The sequence below is a fragment of the Micromonospora sp. ATA51 genome (assembly GCF_016802855.1).
GTDB classification, from domain to species: domain Bacteria; phylum Actinomycetota; class Actinomycetes; order Mycobacteriales; family Micromonosporaceae; genus Micromonospora; species Micromonospora sicca.
Genome location: NZ_JAEVHJ010000097.1, coordinates 1 through 21,279 on the forward strand (window position 1 = coordinate 1; position 21,279 = coordinate 21,279).

Consider the following 21,279-nt stretch of genomic DNA (forward strand, 5'->3'; position numbering starts at 1 on the left):
CTGGTGCTCGGCCTCGACCCGGTGCACGGGGCGGCCACCCTCGGCCTGCTGGCGCTGACCTCACTCGCCTTCACCGCGATCATGCAGCTGCTCGGCGCGCTGCTGGCGTACGACGCCCGGCATCCCCGGGAGCAACTGCTGGGCACCCTGCGGGCGTACCTGGAGCAGGGCCGGAACAAGTCGGCGGCGGCCGCCGCGGCGCACCTGTCCCGGCCGGCGTTCTACGAGCGGCTGGCCCGGATCGGCCGGATCCTCGACGTCGACCTCGACTCGGTCGAGGCCTGCCTCTCCCTGCACGTCGCCCTGCTCGCCCTGGACGCCGTCCGCACCCCCTGACCCACCAGGCCGGTCAACAACCTCATGATCGACCGCGTCCGGCGGGCGGGGGCGGGCCCCCGGTCAGGGGGTCAGGTGAGGGCGGTCAGGGCCTTGGCGTAGGCGGTGGGGACGAAGTTCGGGCCGCCGGGGGTGAAGACATTCGACGTGGCGGCGGCCGACCAGGCGGTGCCGGGGAGCGCCTGGACCAGGGCGCGGACCACCGACGCCGCGCGCCACTGCTCCTGCTGGGCGAGGAGGCTCAACGCCACCACCGACTCCTCGACCTCGCCCACGCACTCGAACGGCTTGTGCCCGTCCACGCCGAGCAGCTCCCGGTAGCCGGGGATCTGGGCCTCGTCGGCCAGCAGGTCGCCGCCGAAGATGTGGCTGATCCGCTCGCGCGGCATGAACGCCGCCATGGCCAGGAAGACGAACCGGCACTTCGGGCAGTTCCGGCACCACCGCTCGCTCGCATCGCGCAGCTTGAACGCCGCGTTGCAGCTGGTCACCACGTCGTCGTACCGCTCGATCGCGGCGAAGAGCCGGGCGATGTGCAGCTCGGACAGCGAGCGCAGCAGGGAGAAGTACGGGTCGGTGAGCCCGGCGTGCTCGGCCAGCGCCGCCCGCAGCAGCCCCTCCGCCTCGACGCCCTTGGACCACTGGTGGTTGATCTCGTGGCCGTTCCAGACCAGATTCGGGTCGGAGGCGGAGCGCTCGTTGGACATCACCACCGGGCCGAGGCCGTGCAGCACGGCGGTGGCGACCGCGATCAGCGAGTTGATCGCGGTGACCGGGATGTGCCCGTTCAGCGCGCCGGCCGCGTTGAGGTCGAACAGCACCGGGTCGATCCGGCGCCGGGCGGCCAGCGGGGTCAGGTCGGAGGCCTGGTTGACCGCGACGATGACGTGGTTCGGGTTGACCGAGAAGGGCACCGGGTCGAAACCGGCCCGACGCAGCGCCTCCAGGCTGACGATGGAGTCCTTGCCGCCGCCGACCGCGGAGAGCGGCCGGCGGTCCGAGTCGTCGTACGCCCGGGGTGGGGTGACCTCGCCGGCCGGCACCTCCGGGCGCAGCTCCAGCACGTGCGGCAGCCGGTTGCGGTACGCGTACTCGGCGAGGCCCTTGGTGTAGACGGCCGTGACCAGCTCGACGGCGGCCGCGCCCAGCGGGGCCGGCAGCACCAGCCGGTGCGGCGCGGCGGTCTTGTAGTAGCTGACCCCGGCGACCACGTGCAGCAGCTCGAGGACCCGGCCGAGGGTGGCCACGATCTCGTCCGACGGCGGCTCGGCCGGCAGCGGGAGCGTGATCACCTCGGTGAACCGCTGCTCGCCGTGCGGGCCGGTGAGCTTGTAGTCGAACAACGCCTCGCCGGTGGCGAGGTCGATCGAGTAGGACGGGAAGGTGAAGGCGTCCATCCGCCCGAGCTGTCCGTTAGGCACAGGTCATACTAGTCCGGGCCGACCCGGACGCGAGCGAGGAGATCACACGTGCACCTGTCTGACCTGCGCGGACGCTCTGTGGCTGTCTGGGGTACCGGCCGTGAGGGCATGGCCGCCGCCAGGGCGGTCGCCGCGCACGGTCCGGCCAGTCTCGTTGCCGTGGATGACCGGACGAACTTCCTGTCCCTGCCCTGGGAAGGCCCGCTGGCGGAGGCCGCCCCGCTGGTGACCGGCGAGGAGGGGCTCAGTCGGCTCATCGCCGCCGACGTGGTGGTTCGCTCTCCCGGAGTGCCGCAGACCCACCCCTGGATGCTCGAACTGCGGCGACGCGCGATTCCCGTGACGCAGGGCACGGCGCTGTGGATGGCCGATCACGCCGACCGCACCGTCGGGGTCACCGGCAGCAAGGGCAAGAGCACCACATCCAGCCTGATCAGCCACCTGCTGACTGCGGCGGGCCGGCCGAACGTGTTCGGCGGCAACATCGGCGTGCCGACGCTGGAGCTGCCCGAGGCGGAGCTGTACGTCCTGGAGCTCTCCAGCTACCAGTGCAGCGACCTGACCGACTCGCCGCGTGTCTCCGTGGTCACCGCACTCTTCCCGGAGCACCTGGATGCGCACGGCGGCGAGCGGGAGTACTACCAGGACAAGCTCAACCTCATCGCGCACGGCCCGCACGCCGTGGTGGTCAACGGCGCCGACCCCCGGCTCGCCCTGGAACTGGGGGACCGGGCCGCGGTGCGGGCGGGCCGCTCGGACAGCACCCACGTCGCCTCCGGCCCGGACGGCGCCCCCTGGTTCCACCTGCGGGACCAGCCGCTCTTCCCGCGCGCGGTGCTGCCGCTGGTGGGCCGGCACAACGAGGGCAACCTCTGCGTCGCCCTCGCCGTGCTGGAGACGCTCGCTGTAGACGTGGTGGAGCGCAAGGACACCCTGGCCGTCGCGGTCGCCGAATTCCAGGGACTCGCCCACCGGCTCACCGAGATCCCGGACCCGTCCGGGCTGGTCTTCGTCGACGACACTCTGGCCACCAGCCCGTACGCCGCCATGCACGCCATCGACGCGTACGAGGGGCGGCCGCTCACGGTGATCGTGGGCGGCAACGACCGGGGGGTGGACTACACCCCGCTTCGCGACCACCTGGCCGAGCGGGAGATCACCGTCATCGGTATTCCGGACAGCGGGGCGCGGATCGTGGCGGCGCTCGCCGGACTGCCCGGGGTGCGGAGCGAGGTCGTCGAGGATCTGACCGCTGCCGTTCGGCAGGCGCGTCGGCTCACCCCGTCCGACGGGGTGGTGCTCCTCTCGCCGGCCGCGCCCAGTTACGGCCGGTACCGCAACTTCGAGCACCGGTCGGAGGCCTTCCGCGAGGCTATCGCGGAGACGGCGATCGGTCAGCCCGGCACCATACGGAGCGCCAGCAACGCAGTGTGAAGGGCTCGCATCGACCGGATCGCCGACCGTAGCTCCTGCAGCACGTCCGACGGCAGGTAGGCGTGCCGGAGCAGGGGGTCGGCGAGCGCCGTCGGCTCCAGCCCGACGGTCTCGACGCCGCAGCCGTACTGCAGGGTGAGGGTCCGCACCGCGTCGCAATGCTGGAAGGGCACGTGCAGATCCGTGGTGATCACCAGGACCAGGTCGGTGGGCTCGGGCCGGCTCACCTGCTCCGCCCAGAAGCGCAACGTGTCAGCGGTATTCGCGCGCCGGGTCGCCGGCTCCGTGGAGGGCGCCGCCAACGTGTGGGTCGTCCGGGTCGATGACCGGTAGGTGCGAATACGCCACCCTCCGGAGCCCGCTCCGGGGGCCAACTGGTCGTCGGCCGGGCGGCCGAGGTGGAACGCCCGCCGCAGGCCGGCGTCCATGGCGTCGAACTCCGTCCCGATGCCTGTCAGGCCCAGGCTCCGCGCATGGTCCAGTTCCCGGTCAGAAACGGGCCGCAGACTGCCAAGCCCGGCGACCTCCTCGGTGTCCAGCCCACCGGCGACCAGCTCGGCAGCGAAGGCCGACCGGGCGGCGCAGGTGCGTACCCCACCGCCAGCGACGAGGACGTGCCGGTACCGGTCGTGCGCCGGCCGGTTGCGGCCGCTGAGGCCGAGCGAGTCACCGGCCCGGCTGACCAGGTCATTGATGTACCCGCCGTACTTCACCTTCTTCGATTCGTACCGCTCCCGACCGTTGCGGAAGTCCCAGTACCGCGCCGAGAACATGTCGAGCCACTCGAGCCGGTCAGCCACCTCCAGGGGTGGTGAGGCCCCGCCGAACGCCCTGACCAGTTCCTGGAGCGCCGCCGCGCTGGTCCACTCCTCGATGGCACGGACGAGCTCCGACGGATCTCCGCCGGGCGGACAGCACGGCAGGCCGACGGCGGGGAAGTCCGTCATACCGGGGCCGACGCGGGGGTCGTCACTTCCACCGCGGCGAGGAGCGATCGCATCGAGCGGATGCCGGAGCGGATCTCCTGGAGGTACTTCCCCGGAGTCACGGGCTGGTGCAGGGACGGCTCGTGGGACCAGTCGGCCTCGACCCCGACGGTGTCCACATCGACGTCGAAGGGGACGCCCAGCGTACGGAGCGCGTCCGCGTGCTGGAACGGTACGTAGATGGCCGACGTGACCACCAGCACCCGGTCGTTCGGCGTCAGGGTCACCTGCTCGGCCCAGTACCGCTGGGTGTCGGCGGTGTTGGCGCGTCGCCTTTCCGGGTCACTCGACGGGGCCGCGAGCACCCGCACGGTCGGCCCGCCGTCCCGCTGGTAGGTGCGAATGCATGAGGACAGGTTCGTATTGTCCGGGTCGAGGTGGGCCTCCTCGGCCACCGGATCACGGAAGCCCAGGTAGCGCCGTACGCCGACGTCCATGACGTCCATCTCGTTCCGACATCCGGGTGCGCCCTGGTCGCGGAGGAGCTCGTGTTCCAGTTTGGTGAGCTCCCGACCGCTGCCCAACGCGGCCACCTCGGGTCGCCCGACGCGACCGCTGGCGAGCAGTGCCGCGGCATAGGAGTTCCGCTGCAGGCAGGCCCGGGCCAGGCCGCCGAGCACGATCAGGTGGGTGTAAGAGTCATGCCGCGGCGTCGTGGCGCGGACCAGCCCGAGCGCTTCCGCAGCGGCGAGCACCAGGGCCCGCTCCGCGGCATCCAGGTCGGGCTCACGGGCGTCGGGCCGTTCCGCTCCCTTCCTGAAGTTCCAGCAGCCGTCGGAGAAGTCGTCGAGCCAGGCGAGAAGGGACGCGGTGGCCGCCTCGCCAGCGGTCGCCGGCAGCGTGCCGCCGAACGCGTCGACCAGATCGCGCATCGGCGGGGAGACGACCCACCGGTGCACGTCCGCCGCGATCTCCTGCCGGGACGGGCGCGACCCGCAGCTCGGCAGTGGTACCGACTCGTAGGCGACCACGACTCTCCCTTCTGCGGCCGCGGTGCGACGCGACGGCGTGGTGCCGATACTAGGTCCGTCGCGGGCCGATCGACAGGCGGCGCTCCGATGTCCGACGGCCACGGAAGGCCCGCCCGGCGGTCGCCTGCCACCGTGCTCCGGGCGGGGGAGAACCGGCATCGTCCGGTCGACCCGTTGTCCCGGCGGGACCGTCATCGCCTCCGGCGTATCTCCGTTCGTACCTGTCGGCCTGAGGTGGCGGGCACGAAAGCTCTCGATTCTCTTGCGGCGGGCGACGCGGGATAACACCTGCGCTGCGGTGGGCGATCCTCCGACCGATTATGGTGCACCCGCTTCGAGTAGAGGCCATTTCCTGTCGAGGAAAACAGTCGGTCCTCTCGGGTGGAGTCAGTCGTCGCGGGGCGGCCGCTGGCCGTGGACCTTCATGCGACCGCCGATCGCCGGCCTCGTGTCCACTGTGATCTGATGATCATTCGCTGGGGTTGTCTCTTCAGGGGATGATCCCTGTCGGCGGGCTCACTACCATCATGTCAATCGTCCAAGCCCAATGCCCGGATCGTCTGCGCGCCCCTTTCCGCCCATTGAGGTTCGAGGTATGAGTCGTCCATCCGACAAACCTGTTCCGCTAGTGATCGTCGTTCCAGGAATTGGTGGCAGTGTGCTGGAGTCGCAGTCGGGACGGGTGCTCTGGGGCACCGGCGACGGGAATGGCGAGGCGCTGTTGCGGAATCCGCGCCGACTGGACGTCGACCACCCGGTACGTCCAGTCGGACTGGTCAGCGGCCGGATGTTGTTCCCCGGCTTCGCCAGGATCCACGGCTACCGGGAGCTGCTCGATCGGATGGGGACGATCGTCGGAGGACCGGTCGACCACGGTGCCCCCGGCAGTCGGCGGGCCGACGCCCGGGTGGTCGGGTTTCCGTACGACTTCCGGCGGAGCATGGCGGATTCGGCGGACGAGCTCGGCCATCTGATCAAGACGCGTCTCGATCTCCTCGGTCTGAGCGGCCGGTACGACCAACTGATCATCGTGGCCCACTCGACCGGCGGCCTGGTCGTGCGGCACTGGCTGGCGCGGCAGACCTCGCCGGTGCAGGCCGTGATGACGCTGGGCACCCCCCACCTCGGCTCGGTGAAGGCGCTTCACCATCTCGTCAACGGCGCGGACTGGTGGACGGGCGCCCTGCCGGAGCTCCGTGACGAGCTCCGCCGATGGCCGTCGATGTACGAGCTGCTGCCACAGTGCCCGTCGATTGAGGACGAGCGCTCGTCGGAACGGCTGCACCCGGCCGACCTGCCGCTCGACTGGCTTCGTCCCGGGGCGCGTCAAGCCCACGCCGTGCACGGGGAGACCCAGAGGTCGATGCACAAGGGCCTCGTCACCATCGGATACCGTGCCTTCCTCGGCTACGGACACTCGACACTGCTCTGCGCGACCTGGGACGGCGCGACCCTGCGGGCACACAAGGACCCGGTCCCCTGGCTCGGGAAGGGCTGGGGCAGCAAGGGGGACGGCACCGTCCCGGCGTACTCCGCCCTGCCGATCGACGGAGAGAGCTTCGTCCGGCGCGACTACCTACCGGCCGGCCACACCTGCCTGGTCGTCGAGCGGGAGCCCCTCTCCGCTTTCGCCCATCTGATCCGCCTTGCGCACTGCGCCGAGGAGCGGCACCGCGCCGAGGAGCAGCATCGGGCCGGTCGCGTCCCGATGATCGGGCTCGATCTTGACGACGCCTACCTGGCCGGTGAGCCGGTGGCGCTGAGGGCGGAGCTCGACCCGTTGGGGTCCCGACCGGCCGGGATGACGTTGGCGTACGAGGTGACCGGTGACACGACCTACAGACGCGGATCTCTGGCCTACGGCGACGGTGTCTGGTCCGCGGCCCTGACCGGACTCCCACCGGGCCGGTACGACCTCACGGTTCGTGCCGAGCCCGCCGATGTGTACCCGGAACTTCGCACCTCCGATTGGTTCGACGTGGTGGGCGAGGTGCTGGACACCTCGGCCCGATATCCCGAGAGGTGATGCCGATGATGAGTCAGGACGAGCTGCTCGAGCTGGCGCGGGAGCTACGCCAGCGGCGCCGCGCGGTGGATGAGGAGCTCATGAGCGGCATCGAGAAGGACATCGCGGAATACCGGGCCTTCCTGGCCGAGCCTCGCCCGGCGGTGCCCGTGCCGGAGCTGCTGTCCCGGCTTCCACTGATGGGCTGGATCATCTACGAGGCGTCGTACATCGAGGTCGAGAACGTGCAGGCGGCGTTCGAGTCGTTCACCGACGACCGCCGTGCGGCAAGCCGGGCGGCGTTCGAGGCGGTCGTGCGCATCGCGAACGCCGCGCGGACCCTGCCGTGGCCGCACTTCGCCCCCAGGGCGCTCGGTGCGATCAGGGCGCAGGCCCTCGCCGCGTCGAAGCGGGACACCACGCGCGGGTACGACGACGCCTGGGCGGCGCACCAGGATGCCCGCAAGAGGTACGGGTCGTACCGGGTGGACCTCACCGGCACGGGATTCGACGGCCACATCCTGTCGCTGGACGAGACATTCCTGCAGTTGACGCTCGCCGAGACCGGCACAGCCTGCCGCACCGCGGAGCGGGTCATCGGCCGCTGGGCGGAGGGCGTCGAAACGAGTGAGTGGAAGGGGGACGACTGGAGCGACGAGGAAGCGGACAACGCGCGGTGGACCCAGCGGATGTTCCGTGAGCTGACCGACGGAGCGATGTTCGGCCGCGAGACCCTCGACCTCGCCTCGAACATCGCGGAGGAGCACGGACTCGTGCACACCGTGGACGAGCACCGACTGGCCCAGGTGACGAGCTTCCGGAACCCGGGCATCATGACGGCGCGCGCGATCCTGCTGCTGCTGTCGATGTCCGCCGAGATGGAGCGGCTCCGGCGGCCCTCGCTGTTCGACCTGCGGACGTGGCGGGAGGTTCGCTGGGAACTGGTGGCCCGCTTCGAGAACGCCTACCGGTTCATCGAGAAGCCTGTCCACGACCCGGACGGCGAGCCGGTGCCCCTGCTGCCGGCGCACGCCCGTTCGCTCGTCCAGCTCCGGCTGCACCTGGGCCTGTTGGTGCCGGGGCATGTGCTGCCCTCCAACCAGTCGTTCGCCCCGTGCGTGGCCCGCGAGCGACTTGACGACGAGACCGTCGAGGAGCTGTCGCGGTGGCTGGCCGAGCAGGTCCACGGCACGCGACGCGGGGACGCGAACGTCATCGGCAGCGCCACGAAGCCCAGCTTCATCCAGTCGGTCGAGGCGTGTCGGGCTGAGTTTGGCGCGCCAGGTGGCTACCGCGAGTGGCGACTGCGCTGGCTCGACCTGGACCGGTACGCGGGCGAGCCGGGCCGGGCGGAGCGCGTCCGGCGGATTCTCGCAGAGACTCCGCCCGGGCTACCGACCGAAGGCGTTTAGAAGCGCCCATCGGTGCTCGCCGGCCCCGCGGTCGAGCGCCTCGATCTGTGCCTGCCGCAGGGCCTGGTCGAGGCGTAGGCCCCCCGGTAGCACCAGCCCGACGATGCGCGAGGCGATCCAGCCGGACCATTTGTCGGGCACCCGGTCGATTCCGGCGACCACACACCGGCTGCCACCCGCGAACGCGGCCATGACGAAGCCGAACGGCTCCGCGTCCGCCGGGTTTGGTAGCCGGCCGACCTGACAGGAGGCCATCAACACCGAGCGGGGCCAGCGCAGGCCGAGGGCCCGAGCGGCGGTCAGCCGCTCCGGAAGGAGCAGGAACTGTCCGAGGCCGTTTCCGCCACCGTGCGCGGCGATGTGGAGGAAGCGCCATGGCGCCTCCTTTTCGGACAGGACCGCGATGAGCGGGCGTTCCATCGTGGCCGGCTGCGTGCTCGGGTCGACGTGACAACGGGTCAGTGGCACCGGCTGGGCGCCGCGGTCGGGCAATCCCCAGGCATCGCGCTCCTGCGTGACGTCGATACTGTCTTCGGGCTGCGAGACGAGCCGGACGAGGGCGGGGCCCTCGACCGGGCCCGGCTGGTCCCCGGACAGACAGGTGAGCACCGGAACCTGCGTGATCGTGGCACGTTCAACGAGCCGCGCACCGTCTTCGTCGATCGTTAGCGCGGGCCACGGCAGCATGCTGAGCAGCGAATGCGGCGAGATGAGCAGCTCCACGGGCGCGCGGCGGGTCGCGTCGCGCAACCGGTCGAGCAGGGCCGTCGGGAGCAGTTCGCACGCCAGTCCGTGCCAGTCGGGTCCGTCCCACTCGGTGGCGTGCGCGAGCTGGCCGATCCACGGGCGCGTCTGGCCACGCCCATGGAAGAACGCCGCGAAGGGCGCGCCAGGGGTGAACCGCTCGAAGGTGAGGTCTCCGTCGGGCCGGATCAACGAGCGGAACCAGTTGGTCCGGCGGGTCAACGTGTCGGGCAGCGCGACGAAGTCCAACGCGTGGCGGTCCCCGACGAGGCGGACCACCTCGGTGAGATCGGCCGGCTTGGGCAGCACGGTACTGGCGAGCAGCGGTGAGACGAGGTTCTCCAGCTCGCCCCGTCGTCGCACCAGATCCTCCGCGGTGCTGACGCATTCCCGGGCGCTGGCCTCCGGATTGTGGAGCTGCTCCTCGAAGGCGACGATGTCGTCGATGACGCCGCTCATCGTGGGGGACATCAGCGATCGGTCGGCTCGCATGAGGCTGGCGAAGCCGGTCTGTTTCGCCGACAGCGACACGGCGAGCCCGAGTTCGGCCGCCCGGCGGCCGGGCAGCGTCGAGGCGAGCAGCGCGATGTCGCCGTAGATGCGCTGGAACGCGGTGGCGAGCGGGCTGCGCGATCGGGAGATCACCCGCCAGCGGCTGCGGGTGCGCTCCGCGATCGTGAGAGCCGTCCGGCCCAGCTCGATCGCCTCGTCGATCGCGGCCGCGTCCGGCTCGCCCAGCACCAACTGCTCGGCGAGCGTGAGCGTCACCAGCAACTCCGGCACATCTCCGGCGTCCGCCGAGGCGGGCTGCTCGTCGTCACGACGGGCGGTGGCACGGTGCTCGGCGAGTCGTCTGCTGGCCCGGCGGAGCCATCGCTCCGCCTCCTCTGCGTCGCCCGCCTCCCGCGCGGCGATGCCCCGGATGAGTTCCGACCGGTGACCGGTCGGCCATGGTGCCCCGGGCCCGGACGACCAGAACTCGTCCGACTCGCGCAGCCCGGGCTCGACCTGGCCGGCGAGGCCGGCGAGGATGAGGCCGGCGCCCAACTCGTACTCGAAGTGGCCGCGATAGTTGTTGGCGCCGGCGCCGTGGAAGTAGCCGGGATCGCGGGTGGCGAGCCCGATGGCCTCCCGTAGGCGTCCGGCCATCCGCAGACTGCGGATCTTCCCGTGGGTGTGTGTCCGGCCGAGGAAGAGGTCCCGATCCGGGTCGTTGTCCGGCAGGTCGGCCGTCCGGGCGACTTCCTGGTTGGCGCGGTCGTACAGGTCGACCGGATCCGGGCGGTCTTCGACCGGTAGGTCGAGGGTGTTCTCAACGAGCTCGGAGAAGAGCGCGATCGCGCCGGCGTTGGCGAGGAAAGTGCTCCTGCTGGCCCACTGGTCGGCCTGTCCGTCGAGGTCCCGGGCGCCTTCGAGGTGGCGCTCGAGGGCGAGCGAGAAGAGCCCGCGCTCGTTGTGGACGGTCCGGCCCTTGGCGTCGTTCTGCCGGACGATGCCGACCGCCTCGTCGGCATCGCGGGCAACCTGCACCAGATCGTCGCGGGCCAGCGCCCGTCGGGTCGCCGGGGAAACGGCCTCGATAGTCGCTTCGGGCTCGGCGGTCATATCGGCATCGTCGGAGGACAGGCAGCGGGTGGCGTCGAGAGGGAAGTCATCGTCATGCCGATCTGGGACGTGGGGCAATCGTCGAGTTGACGGCGCTGTGTGATGCGGTACCGACTTCGGCACCATACCCACGCCGCCGGTGGGCGCGACAGACGTCGATTGGGTCTGACATTGTTTCGTCCGGTCGGAATCGACGATCCTAAACGGGCCGGCATGCGCCTCGTCGACTTACCAACAGGTGGACCAGTCTGCGCACGGCGTCGGCTTCGTGGCCGTCGACGAAATGATCGACGAATTCGCGGCTGGCCCGAAGCCCGGGTACGAATTGGACCACGGCGTCCCCGCCGCCGTTCGGTTCGATCCAGAACACGCGATGGGCGATCCGCGACAGGCGCCGCATCTGCTCGCCCAGTACGTCCGCGTCCGTGACCCAGCCGTCCGAGGCGATGACGGTGACGGCGGCCCGGGCCGCCCGCCGGCCACCCCAGGTGCCGAGGAACTGACGCAGGGTCTGGCCCAGACGGGTGCCACCGGCCCGGTCGATGATCAACACGTCCACCGCCCGCATGGCCACGGCCGGGTCGCGGTGTCGCAACGCGGGCGTGATCCTCGTCAGACGCGTGCCGAGGGCGAACACTTCGGTCGTGGCGGGTGCCACGGTGACCGCCGCGTACGCGAGGCGCAGAAGTGGCTCGACGTGACGCTCCATCGATCCGCTGACGTCGAGCAGCAGCACCAGGCGCCGCGGTCTGCGGTCGGGCCTGCGATAGCACAGCCGGGTCAGGTCACCGCCGCCGCGAAGCGTCGACAGCGCAGTACGGCGGGGGTCGAGGACCCTGCGCCGCGCGGAGACCCGTCGCCGTGAGCGACGCAGACCGGTGCCGGCCGCCAGCAGCGCGACGAGCGCGTCGATCTCCGCCGCCTCCTCCGGGCCGAAGGTCCGTGCGGACCGGTCCGAGATTCGCTCGGTCCCGTCGGCCGCCCGTGCGACGGCTCCCTCACCGGCTGCCGCCCGGCTCCCGTCCTCGACGGCGACCGGAAGCCCGACCTGGGTGGACCCGACCCCGTCCTCCTCGTCCGGCCCGGGTGGCGCCGCGCCGAACCACCGTGCGAAAGCCGCGTTGAAGACCACCAGGTCGGCATGGCGGGAGCAGAACGTCAGTCTGGTGGCCCAGTAGACCTCGCAGACGCCGGGTGGGCTCAGCACGGAGAGCGCGGCGACTGCGGCGGCCACCCGGGCCGGCTCGATCGTGATCCCGGCTTCGCGCACCGCTCGCGCAAACAGGCCCACCTCGGTGGCCAGCGCCGGGTTCATCACTCGGCGGTGCGGGCGCGGGGGATGGAACCGAAGATGCGGGGAAGGATCCTGCTCCTGACCTGTGCCCGGTCGTCCTGGTGCTTGACCACCGTGCCCAGCGCCGCCTCCGTGGTCGGCAGGTCCAACGTGGCCGCCCCGAGCCGGTGGGCCGCCGCCGCCAGGTCGATGGATTCGGCGATCCCGGGCGGCTTGACCAGTCCACAGCGGCGGAGCTCCCGCACCGTGGTGACCACGTCGCGGGCCAGCTGGTCGGGAATGTGCCGATTGGCTCGGCACACGATCTTGACCTCCAGATCGGCATCCGGCAGGTCGATCCAGTGGTAGATGCATCGTCGCTTGAGTGCGTCGTGGACCTCCCGGGTCCGGTTCGAGGTCAGGACCACCAGTGGATCTCCCGCGGCGCGCACCGTTCCGTACTCCGGAATGCTGATCGTGGCCTCTTCCAGGACCTCGAGGAGGAAGGCCTCGAACTCGTCATCGGCACGGTCGATCTCGTCGATGAGCAGCACGGCACGGGGCGCCTCGAGCGCACGCAGGATTGGTCGGGCGAGCAGGAACCGCCGATCGTAGAGCGATCGTTCCAGCTCCGCCCGATCGGCCGACTCTCCCGCCATGCGCACGTGCAGGATCTGGCGGGCGAAGTCCCATTCGTACAGCGCCTGCGAGGCGTCTATCCCCTCGAAGCACTGCAAGCGGATCAGTTCCGCGTCGAGCACTGTCGCCATCGCCCGGGCGAGCGAGGTCTTCCCCACGCCGGGGGTGCCCTCGAGAAACAGCGGTCGGCGAAGCTGGATGGCCAGGAAGAGGGCTGTTCCTATACCCAGATCGGCAAGGTAATCGGCCTGATCGAGGGCTGTCACGAGATCGGCGGGCTGCGTGAAGCGTGGCGTCCCCATTGCCGGTACGTTAGACCGGGGCGCAGATCCGATTCTCTCGGCCATTCGGATCGATGGTCCCTCCGAGCGGACACCGCGGCAATTGGCTCTAGCAGTGAGGGGTGTCGAAAGCCAGCCGATCGGCTGTCGTCGTTGCGACACATGTTATGCGTCCACCTGGGTAGGCTCGCTCACCCGTACGTTCCCGAAGCCACGGATGTCCGGAGGTGCCCCCGGTGACAGTTGCCGGTGCCCAGCCCGACGCGCCCCACGACGAAGCGTCCACGACCGACGGGCCGCCCGCCCCGGAGTCGGTGGTGCCGGCCCAGCACACCAGGGGTCTGCTCGATCCGCCGCCGACGCCGGCAGAGCGGGGATGGATGGACGAGGAGCCGCAGCGCGGGGACGGTCCGGATGAAGATTGATCACCCGTGAGTGACCAGGGCAAGGCCTACACCGCGTTCATCGAGGCCGAGCTCAAGGCCGAGCGGGACCGACGGGTCCACTTCGACTCCCGGGGCGCGTTGCTCGTGACGACATCCGCGAGTCTTGTCTCGTTGCTCGCCGCCGTCGTCGCGTTCTTCCGGGTGGGCACCACGTACACCTTCCCGCGGGACGCACTGCCGGCGCTCGTGGTCGCCCTCGGCGCATTCTCGATGGCCGCCGCCGCGGGGATCCTGGCCGGCTGGAACCGCCCGTACTCGGTGGCGGACGTGCCCACCCTCAACAAGCTCCTCGACGAACGGTGGGACCGGGACGACGAGGTGCGCGCCCGGAACAATGTCGGCTACATGCAGGTCCGGACCGTGAACTCCCTCCGGCGGGCCAACAGCTGGAAGGGCCGTTGGGTCCTGTGCGGGCTGGTCGCGCAGCTCGTGGCGCTGCTGGCGCTCGGGCTGGTCGTGTACCTCATGCTCTACCACTCCACGGGCGCCTGACGCCCGGTGCCAGGAATGAGCAATTCGGCGATGACCGCGCCGCCGCCCGAGGTGGGGGCGGTCGCCGAGCGGGCGTCGCTGGCGTTTCGCGCCGTGGAGACATGGCTCTCCGGCGAGGTCATGAGGGAGCTGCTGGGCGTCCTCGGCGTACGGCCCGGCGTCGACGACCCGGCCTCCTGGGCGGACAGTGCGTCGGCCGTCGGTCGTCAGCTCGACGTCGACGAAGCGTTGCCGGGATGGTTGGTGCCGGTCCTGCGCGGTGCGCCGGCGACCCGGAACGGCCTGTCCGCCGGCCAGACCTGGTTGCTGCGCCGCGCACTGGCCGTCGAGCGTGTCGCATCCGCCCACTTCAACTTCCGCATGTCTGGTGGCGGCACGTACCGGGAGCGCTGGCAAGCGGTTGCGGGTGACCTGGCCCCCGACGTGCGGGCCCGCGTTCTCGACCTGGCCGACGAACTGGGACTGGTGAGCCCCCGGCGGCCGCGACAGCGCCGCTACGACCACACCCTCGTCCTCGGCGGTGGGTTCACCTCGCCGCTGATCCGGGCCCGTCACGCGGCGGAGCTCCGGGCGTCCGGCGTCGGTCTCGGCGAGATCAGCTTCCTGGGCAGCCCGCGCCGGCTGGCGAACGGTCCGCCGCGACCGGAACGGCTTGCGGTGCGGCACTTCGCCCCCAACGCCGCCGACGAGTTCGACCTCATGGTCGGCGCCGCCCGGGCCGCCTTCGGCGCGTCGCCGGCCGTGGTGATGTACCTGTGCGGCTGCCCGTCGGCGGAGGTCCGGTGTCCCCGATGGCGCTGCGCGGGAGCGGCCGGGGCCGCCGACACTCCGGCCGCGTACACGCACGATCGCCGGGTCGACCTCGTCGACGGCGGGGGGCACGTCCTCGGCTCGGCGCTGTCCGCGAGCACCGGCCGCCCGCCCTACCGACCCGACACGGCCGACACGATGCGGTTGTGGGCCTGGTGCGGCGACCCGCGGCCGGGACAGCATGTCCTCGTGGTGACCAGCCAGGTCTTTGTCCCCTTCCAGACCTTCGACGGAATGCGGCGGCTCTACCTGCCGCACAACCTGGAGGTCGACACGGTCGGCGTGGGCACCGACTGGGCGACGAACCCGCGGGCGGCGGAAAACCTGCTGCAGGAGACGCTGTCGGCGGTGCGGTCCGCGCGGCGGCTGCTCGTCGACGCGGCCGGGCTCCTCCTCGACGTCGGCGTGGACGGCTGACCACGGCATGGACTTCGCGTTCGCCACCGAGCCCGGCTCCGACCGGCCCAACGAAGACCACGTCGTCGTCTCGGCCGGCTTTGCGATCGTCCTCGACGGGGTCACCCAACCACCCGACCTGGACACCGGCTGTGTGCACAATCCGGCGTGGCTGGTCCGGGCGCTAGCCTCCTGCCTGGTCGAGGCGTTGTCGGCGGATCAGGCGGCCGCTCTCAACCAGATCCTGGCGACAGCCATCGACCGGATGCGCGGACTCCACAAAGGCAGCTGCGACCTGACGGATCCGAACAGTCCGTCCACCACCGTCGCGATGGTGCGTGAACGCGGCGACCAGGTGGACTATCTGGTGCTGTGCGACTCGTCCGTGGTGTTCGAGGACGGAGACGGGATCGTCGCCGTACACGACAACCGCACCGACACGCTCCCGGCCTACGACCGGCACACGGTCGCCGGGCTGCGCAACCGGCCAGGTGGGTTCTGGGTGGCGTCAACCGATCCGGCCGCGGCGGCCGAGGCGGTGACGGGCACGCTGTCCCGCCAGGGGCTGCGCCGGCTGCTGCTGTGCACCGACGGGATCTCCCGGCTCACCGAGATCTTCCCGCTCGACTGGACGGACGTGTTCCGGCTGGTTGAGCGGGGCGGTCCGCGGGCCGCCATCGACGCGGTCCGGGCGTACGAGGTGGACCGTCCGGAGCTGCTGGTGCGGTCCGCCGCGGCCGGGTCAAGCGGCACGACGACGCGACCCTCGCGGTGCTCAGGAGCTGAGGCGGGAATGGTCGGTGCCGTGGGTGCGGGAGCGATATCGTGGTGTTCCGCCCAGTTCCACTGGTCGCCCCCGGGACCGTCGAACGGGGCGAGACGGTCGCCAATGGGGAAATCGCCGACAGTCTGGGGGACTGGCGAGTTCGTTGACAGGATTGCGACAGTGCGGTTGCATGGAAGAGCCCGCGACGCTTCAATACCGGCGGGTCAGCCTCTGCACGAAAGACCATCACCACAAGCCCGACCCGCCCCGAAACAGCGTCCCGCCATTCATCGGTTCCGGATGTGGTCACGCGCGGCGGCGTGGACGGCCTGGTTCGACGGGATGTGCCACGCGGTGATCGAGAAAGTAAGCAGTCCGGCGTCCACCGACGATCTGTTTCGGCAGGCGGCCGTCGACGCGACCATGCTGCAAGACCGGATAATGACGGAAACGGGCGTAACCGTCGGCGGGGAGGTCGCGGCACTGGCGCTCGCCAACGCCCTCCTCGCCGTGGTGCAGGAATACCTCGAGCAGACCTCGGACGAGTATGACCTGGATCTGTTCCTCGAGGTCAACGGGAGACAGCCGGACGACTTCGCGTCGTGGCCGGTGACCATCCTGGCGGGCCTCAGGATGCGGCGGACCCCTCCGGAGGACTGGCGATCCATCTGTGACCGTGCCGTCGAGACGGCCGTTCGTCAGGTCCGGTCGTCGTAGCCCTGAGCGACGCCCCGCCGGTTCGCGGCGAGGAACTGGGAGTTGCTCCGCGCCGATTAGTAGGCTGGGCACCGTGACCATCACGTTTGCTGACCTCACCACCATGCGGGTTGGCGGGCCGGTAGGCCGCCTCTACGTCCCGGAGACCACCTCGCAGGTGATCGAGCTTCTGCACGAGACCACCAGTGACGGTGATCAACTGCTGGTGATGGGCGGCGGATCGAACCTGGTGGTGGGCGACATCGGCTGGCACGGCACGGTCATCAAGATGGCCTCCGCCGAGTTTCACATCGACGGCGAGCTGGTTACCGCGGCTGCTGGCGTGGAGTGGGACGACGTCGTGAAGGCCAGCGTCCACGAGGGCCTGTCCGGCCTGGAGGCCCTGTCCGGCATCCCCGGCCTGGTGGGCGGTACGCCCGTACAGAACGTCGGCGCCTTCGGCACCGTGACCTCTGACGTGCTCGAATCGCTCTCCGTGTACGACCGGCACACCGGTCTCCTGGAGCGGTGGACCCCCGAGCGCTGCGGCTTCGGCAGCCATCGGCAGTCGGTTTTCAAGCACAGCGACCGCTGGGTGGTGGTGCAGGTGACGTTCCGCCTGCGCCGGAGCAACCAGTCGCGGCCGATCGAGTACGTGGAGCTTGCCCGCAAGCTGGGAATCGCGGTCGGCGGCACCGCGGCCCCCGCCGACGTACGGGAGGCCGTTCTCGCCCTGCGCCGCAGCAGGGCCATGGTCCTCGACCCGGAGAATCACGACACCTGGAGTGTCGGGTCGTTCTTCATCAATCCGGTCCTCGCCGAGGTGCCGGCGCGTGCCGCCGAGTGCCCCCGGTACTTCGACGTCAAGGGAACGAAGTTGCCGGCAGCGTGGCTGATCGAGCATGCCGGGTTCCCCCGTGGCTACGGTCACGAGTGGGGGAACGGGACGGTGGCGCTGTCCAGCCGTCACGCGCTCGCCGTGACCAATCGAGGCGGCGCCACCGCGTCGGACGTCATGAAGTTCGCCGCACACATCCGAGACGGCGTCGAAGCGCGCTTCGGTATCCGACTCGGCCCCGAATGCGATCTCGTCAACTGTTCGTTCTGACTGCGCCTGATCGCCGAGGCGCTCACTCCGCCCGCCGGACCAGGGCAGGACACGGTTTGTCGACCCTGGGCGGCGGGCGGGACCGCGACCAGGTCGTTAATCACGACCGTGCTGGTGGGCGTGGACCCGGAGCGGCTGGTCGTCCGGCTCACCGGGACCGGCCGGATCTGGGCGCTCTCGGCCGGCTACGAGTTCCGACCTCGGCGGTCACCGCGTGCGGCCGGTCAGCCGTGCGGAGGCGTACCCCCGGAGCGCCGGCTGGCGGCTGCCCGGCACCTTCTGGCCGAGCCAGATCATGGCCGGCAGCGACGTCTCCGGGGCCACCAGGCGGTCGCTCTTGCCCCCGATGCTGCGGATCGAGTGGGTGACGGGCGGGTCGAGCGGGCGGAACGGTGAGCGCCCATCATGCTCTGCTTCGGAAACCGCAGCGCCGCGGTTGACGCGCTGTCAGGCGGGCGCCCTCGCTGCGCTACACAGTGACAGTTGTCCCTGCCGCCGGCTGGTGAGAGCGTGCGGGGACCGAACAGCCGCCGAAGGGTGCGACGATGACCGATCTGCTGGCCCGGCACCGGGCCGTGCTCCCGTCCTGGATGCCGCTCTACTACGACGAGCCGATCGAGTTGGTCTCCGGCTCCGGACGCCGGGTGACCGACGCGCAGGGACGCAGCTACCTGGACTTCTTCGGCGGGGTGCTGACCAACATGGTCGGTTACGACATCCCGGAGATCCGGGAGGCGGTGCAGCGGCAGCTCGCCACCGGCATCGTGCACAGCTCCACGCTCTACCTGATCCGGCAGCAGGTCGAGCTGGCCGAGAAGGTCGCCCGGGTCTCCGGCATCCCCGACGCCCGGGTGTTCTTCACCAACTCCGGCACCGAGGCCAACGAGGCGGCGCTGCTGGTCGCCACCAACTACCGCCGCTCGCACCAGATCCTCGCCGTGCGCAACAGCTACCACGGCCGGTCGTACGCGGCGATGGGCGTCACCGGCAACCGGAGCTGGTCGGCCAGTGCGCTCAACCCGCTCCAGGTGGCCTGGCTGCACTCCGGCGAGCGGGTCCGCGGCCTGCTCGCCCGGCTCGGCCCCGGCGAGCAGGTCGACGCGGCGGTGGAGGACCTGCGCGAGGTGCTCGCCACCCAGACCGCCGGCGACGTGGCCTGCCTGATCGCCGAGCCGATCCAGGGCGTCGGCGGCTTCGTGCACCCGCCGGACGGTCTCTTCGCCGCCTGGAAGAAGGTGCTTGACGAGTCCGGCATCCTGTTCGTCTCCGACGAGGTGCAGACCGGCTGGGGCCGCACCGGCGAGCACTTCTGGGGCTACCAGGCGCACGGCGTCACCCCGGACCTGCTCACCTTCGCCAAGGGCATCGGCAACGGCTTCGCCCTCGCCGGGGTGGTCGGCCGGGCCGACGTGCTGGAGTCGGTGCCGGCGATCAGCTTCTCCACCTTCGGCGGCAACCCGATCTCCACGGCCGCCGGCAACGCCGTCCTCGACTACCTGCTCGACCACGATCTCCAGGCCAACGCGGCCCGCGTCGGCGCGATCCTCGCCGACGGCCTGCGGTCCGCGGTGGGCGGCCTCGACTGCGTCGCCGAGGTACGCGGCAAGGGGCTGATGCTCGGCGTCGAGTTCGTCCGCCCGGGCACGACCGAGCCCGACCCGGCGATGACCGTCCGGGTCTTCGAGGCGTGCAGGGCCGGTGGCCTGCTCGCCGGCAAGGGCGGCCTGTACGGCAACGTGTTACGGATGGGCCCGCCGCTCACCCTCACCGAGGAGGAGGCCCGCGAGGGCCTGGCCATCCTGGTCGACGCGATCCGCTCGTCGGCGGAGGCCGGAGCGTGAGCACCATCGGGCACTTCGTCGACGGCAAGCGGGTCGCCGGCAGTTCGGAGCGGCGGGCCGACGTCTTCGACCCGGCCACCGGCCGGCGTACCGGTCAGGTGGAGCTGGCCTGCGCCGCGGACGTCGCGCGCGCGGTGGAGGCGGCCGAGCGGGCCGCGCGGGCCTGGCGGGACGCCTCCCTGGCCAAGCGGACGGCGGTGCTGTTCGCGTTCCGGGATCTGGTCAACGCCCGGCGCGACCGGCTCGCCCAGGTGGTCACCGCCGAGCACGGCAAGGTGCTCGCGGACGCCGCCGGCGAGGTGCAGCGCGGCCTGGAGGTGATCGAGTACGCCTGCGGCATCCCCTCGGCGCTGCGCGGCGGCTTCAGCGAGAACGTCTCCACCGAGGTCGACTCGTACAGCCTGCGGCAGCCGCTCGGGGTGGTCGCGGTGATCTCCCCGTTCAACTTCCCGGTGATGGTGCCGCTGTGGTTCGTGCCGGTGGCGGTCGCCTGCGGCAACGCGGTGGTGCTCAAGCCGAGCGAGAAGGACCCCAGCGCGGCGCTGCTGCTGGCCGAGTGGTTCGCCGAGGCGGGCCTGCCCGACGGCGTGCTGAACGTGGTCAACGGCGACAAGGAGGCGGTCGACGCGCTGCTGGACCACCCCGGCGTGAAGGCCGTCTCGTTCGTCGGCTCCACCCCGGTCGCCCGGTACGTGCACCAGCGCGGTTCGCTGGCCGGCAAGCGGGTGCAGGCGCTCGGCGGCGCGAAGAACCACATGGTGGTGCTCCCCGACGCGACCTGGACCTGGCCGCCGACGCGGCGGTCAACGCCGGGTTTGGCTCGGCGGGGGAGCGGTGCATGGCGATCTCCGCGCTGGTCGCGGTGGAGCCGGTCGCCGACGCGCTGGTCGCGAAGATCGCCGAGCGGATGGCCGGCCTGCGCACCGGGGACGGCCGGCGCGGCTGCGACATGGGCCCGCTGGTCACCGCCGCGCACGCGGCGAAGGTCCGCTCCTACGTGGAGTCCGGGATCGCAGCCGGCGCGGTGCCGGTGGCCGACGGCCGGGACGTCACCCCGGACGGCGAGGCCGAGGGCTTCTGGCTGGGCCCGACCCTCTTCGACCACGTCACCCCGCAGATGTCGATCTACACCGACGAGATCTTCGGCCCGGTGCTCAGCGTGGTCCGGGTCGGCTCGTACGACGAGGCGGTCGACCTGGTCAACGCCAACCCGTACGGCAACGGCACGGCGATCTTCACCAACGACGGTGGCGCCGCCCGGCGTTACCAGCACGAGGTGGAGGTCGGCATGGTCGGGATCAACGTGCCGATCCCGGTGCCGATGGCGTACTACTCCTTCGGCGGGTGGAAGGCCTCGCTCTTCGGCGACCTGCACGCGCACGGGGCCGACGGGGTCGCCTTCTTCACCCGGGGCAAGGTGGTCACCAGCCGCTGGCTCGACCCGCGTCACGGCGGGGTCAACCTCGGCTTCCCCACCCAGACCTGAGCAGCCGCAGCAGCCCCGCCCCGGCCAGGTACGCCACCAGCGCCGGGGCGGGCAGCCCAGCGGCTCCGGGGCGGCCTTGCGGGTCAGGCTGTTCAGCAGCAACCCGGCGACCACGCCCGCGTACCCGGCGA

General features: G+C 71.0%; 16 protein-coding genes and 1 pseudogene. 11 read left to right on the forward strand and 6 right to left on the reverse strand.

Annotated elements, in window-relative coordinates; translation table 11 throughout:
- Positions 1 to 336: helix-turn-helix domain-containing protein (locus JNW87_RS16940; protein WP_238454026.1), on the forward strand; the 336-nt coding region annotated here is incomplete at its 5' end.
- A 71-nt stretch (positions 337 to 407) separates the two neighbouring features.
- Here JNW87_RS16940 and JNW87_RS16945 read toward each other — a convergent pair.
- Positions 408 to 1,757, reverse strand: a complete 1,350-nt coding sequence (locus tag JNW87_RS16945) for a hypothetical protein (RefSeq protein ID WP_109804171.1) — start codon at positions 1,755 to 1,757, stop codon at positions 408 to 410.
- Between the two features lie 48 nt (positions 1,758 to 1,805).
- Here JNW87_RS16945 and murD point away from each other — a divergent pair, with 48 nt between their 5' ends.
- A complete protein-coding gene (murD, locus tag JNW87_RS16950; protein WP_109804170.1) occupies positions 1,806 to 3,191 on the forward strand; it encodes a UDP-N-acetylmuramoyl-L-alanine--D-glutamate ligase in 1,386 nt (461 codons plus the stop codon).
- On the opposite strand, the gene JNW87_RS16955 is transcribed toward murD, so the two are convergent.
- Both JNW87_RS16955 and JNW87_RS16960 read right to left on the reverse strand, forming a co-directional pair.
- Positions 3,152 to 4,138, reverse strand: a complete 987-nt coding sequence (locus JNW87_RS16955) for a hypothetical protein (protein WP_109804169.1) — start codon at positions 4,136 to 4,138, stop codon at positions 3,152 to 3,154. The two genes, murD and JNW87_RS16955, sit on opposite strands and share 40 nt — an antisense overlap.
- A complete protein-coding gene (locus JNW87_RS16960) occupies positions 4,135 to 5,148 on the reverse strand; it encodes a hypothetical protein (RefSeq protein ID WP_236648359.1) in 1,014 nt (337 codons plus the stop codon). Before JNW87_RS16960 ends, JNW87_RS16955 begins: the two co-directional genes overlap by 4 nt.
- A gap of 658 nt (positions 5,149 to 5,806) precedes the next feature.
- Here JNW87_RS16960 and JNW87_RS16965 point away from each other — a divergent pair.
- Positions 5,807 to 7,174: a hypothetical protein gene (locus JNW87_RS16965; RefSeq protein ID WP_161557958.1), complete on the forward strand. Its 1,368-nt coding sequence runs from the start codon at positions 5,807 to 5,809 to the stop codon at positions 7,172 to 7,174.
- Between the two features lie 5 nt (positions 7,175 to 7,179).
- The gene (locus JNW87_RS16970) at positions 7,180 to 8,565 is read left to right on the forward strand and encodes a hypothetical protein (RefSeq protein WP_146231213.1); all 1,386 of its coding nucleotides are present in this window, start codon (positions 7,180 to 7,182) and stop codon (positions 8,563 to 8,565) included.
- Here JNW87_RS16970 and JNW87_RS16975 read toward each other — a convergent pair.
- From JNW87_RS16975 to JNW87_RS16985, 3 genes are all read right to left on the reverse strand, one after another.
- Positions 8,545 to 10,914, reverse strand: a complete 2,370-nt coding sequence (locus tag JNW87_RS16975) for a CHAT domain-containing protein (protein ID WP_161557957.1) — start codon at positions 10,912 to 10,914, stop codon at positions 8,545 to 8,547. The genes JNW87_RS16970 and JNW87_RS16975 overlap by 21 nt on opposite strands.
- Before the next feature lie 199 nt (positions 10,915 to 11,113).
- Positions 11,114 to 12,229, reverse strand: coding sequence for a VWA domain-containing protein (locus JNW87_RS16980; RefSeq protein WP_109804165.1), 1,116 nt, complete (start codon positions 12,227 to 12,229; stop codon positions 11,114 to 11,116).
- A complete protein-coding gene (locus JNW87_RS16985; RefSeq protein WP_109804164.1) occupies positions 12,229 to 13,128 on the reverse strand; it encodes a MoxR family ATPase in 900 nt (299 codons plus the stop codon). The genes JNW87_RS16980 and JNW87_RS16985 overlap by 1 nt, the downstream gene beginning before the upstream one ends.
- A 215-nt stretch (positions 13,129 to 13,343) precedes the next feature.
- On the opposite strand from JNW87_RS16985, the gene JNW87_RS16990 reads away from it, so the two are divergent.
- The 7 genes and pseudogenes from JNW87_RS16990 to JNW87_RS17020 all read left to right on the forward strand — a co-directional run bounded on the left by JNW87_RS16990 (position 13,344) and on the right by JNW87_RS17020 (position 21,148).
- Positions 13,344 to 13,532 carry a hypothetical protein gene (locus JNW87_RS16990; RefSeq protein ID WP_146231212.1) on the forward strand — a complete coding sequence of 63 codons (189 nt, stop codon included), beginning with the start codon at positions 13,344 to 13,346 and terminating at the stop codon, positions 13,530 to 13,532.
- A 6-nt stretch (positions 13,533 to 13,538) separates the two neighbouring features.
- The gene (locus tag JNW87_RS16995; protein WP_109804163.1) at positions 13,539 to 14,045 is read left to right on the forward strand and encodes a hypothetical protein; all 507 of its coding nucleotides are present in this window, start codon (positions 13,539 to 13,541) and stop codon (positions 14,043 to 14,045) included.
- Between the two features lie 15 nt (positions 14,046 to 14,060).
- Positions 14,061 to 15,272, forward strand: coding sequence for a hypothetical protein (locus tag JNW87_RS17000; protein ID WP_146231211.1), 1,212 nt, complete (start codon positions 14,061 to 14,063; stop codon positions 15,270 to 15,272).
- 7 nt (positions 15,273 to 15,279) lie between these two features.
- Positions 15,280 to 16,734: a protein phosphatase 2C domain-containing protein gene (locus JNW87_RS17005; RefSeq protein ID WP_238454027.1), complete on the forward strand. Its 1,455-nt coding sequence runs from the start codon at positions 15,280 to 15,282 to the stop codon at positions 16,732 to 16,734.
- A 73-nt stretch (positions 16,735 to 16,807) separates the two neighbouring features.
- Positions 16,808 to 17,821 (forward strand): UDP-N-acetylmuramate dehydrogenase, encoded by a 1,014-nt coding sequence (locus JNW87_RS17010; protein ID WP_109804159.1) that lies wholly within the window; start codon positions 16,808 to 16,810, stop codon positions 17,819 to 17,821.
- 545 nt (positions 17,822 to 18,366) lie between these two features.
- Positions 18,367 to 19,662: an aspartate aminotransferase family protein gene (locus tag JNW87_RS17015; protein ID WP_109804158.1), complete on the forward strand. Its 1,296-nt coding sequence runs from the start codon at positions 18,367 to 18,369 to the stop codon at positions 19,660 to 19,662.
- Positions 19,659 to 21,148: pseudogene (locus tag JNW87_RS17020) on the forward strand (CoA-acylating methylmalonate-semialdehyde dehydrogenase). The gene JNW87_RS17015 and the pseudogene JNW87_RS17020 overlap by 4 nt, the downstream one beginning before the upstream one ends.
- Positions 21,149 to 21,279 lie beyond the last annotated feature (131 nt).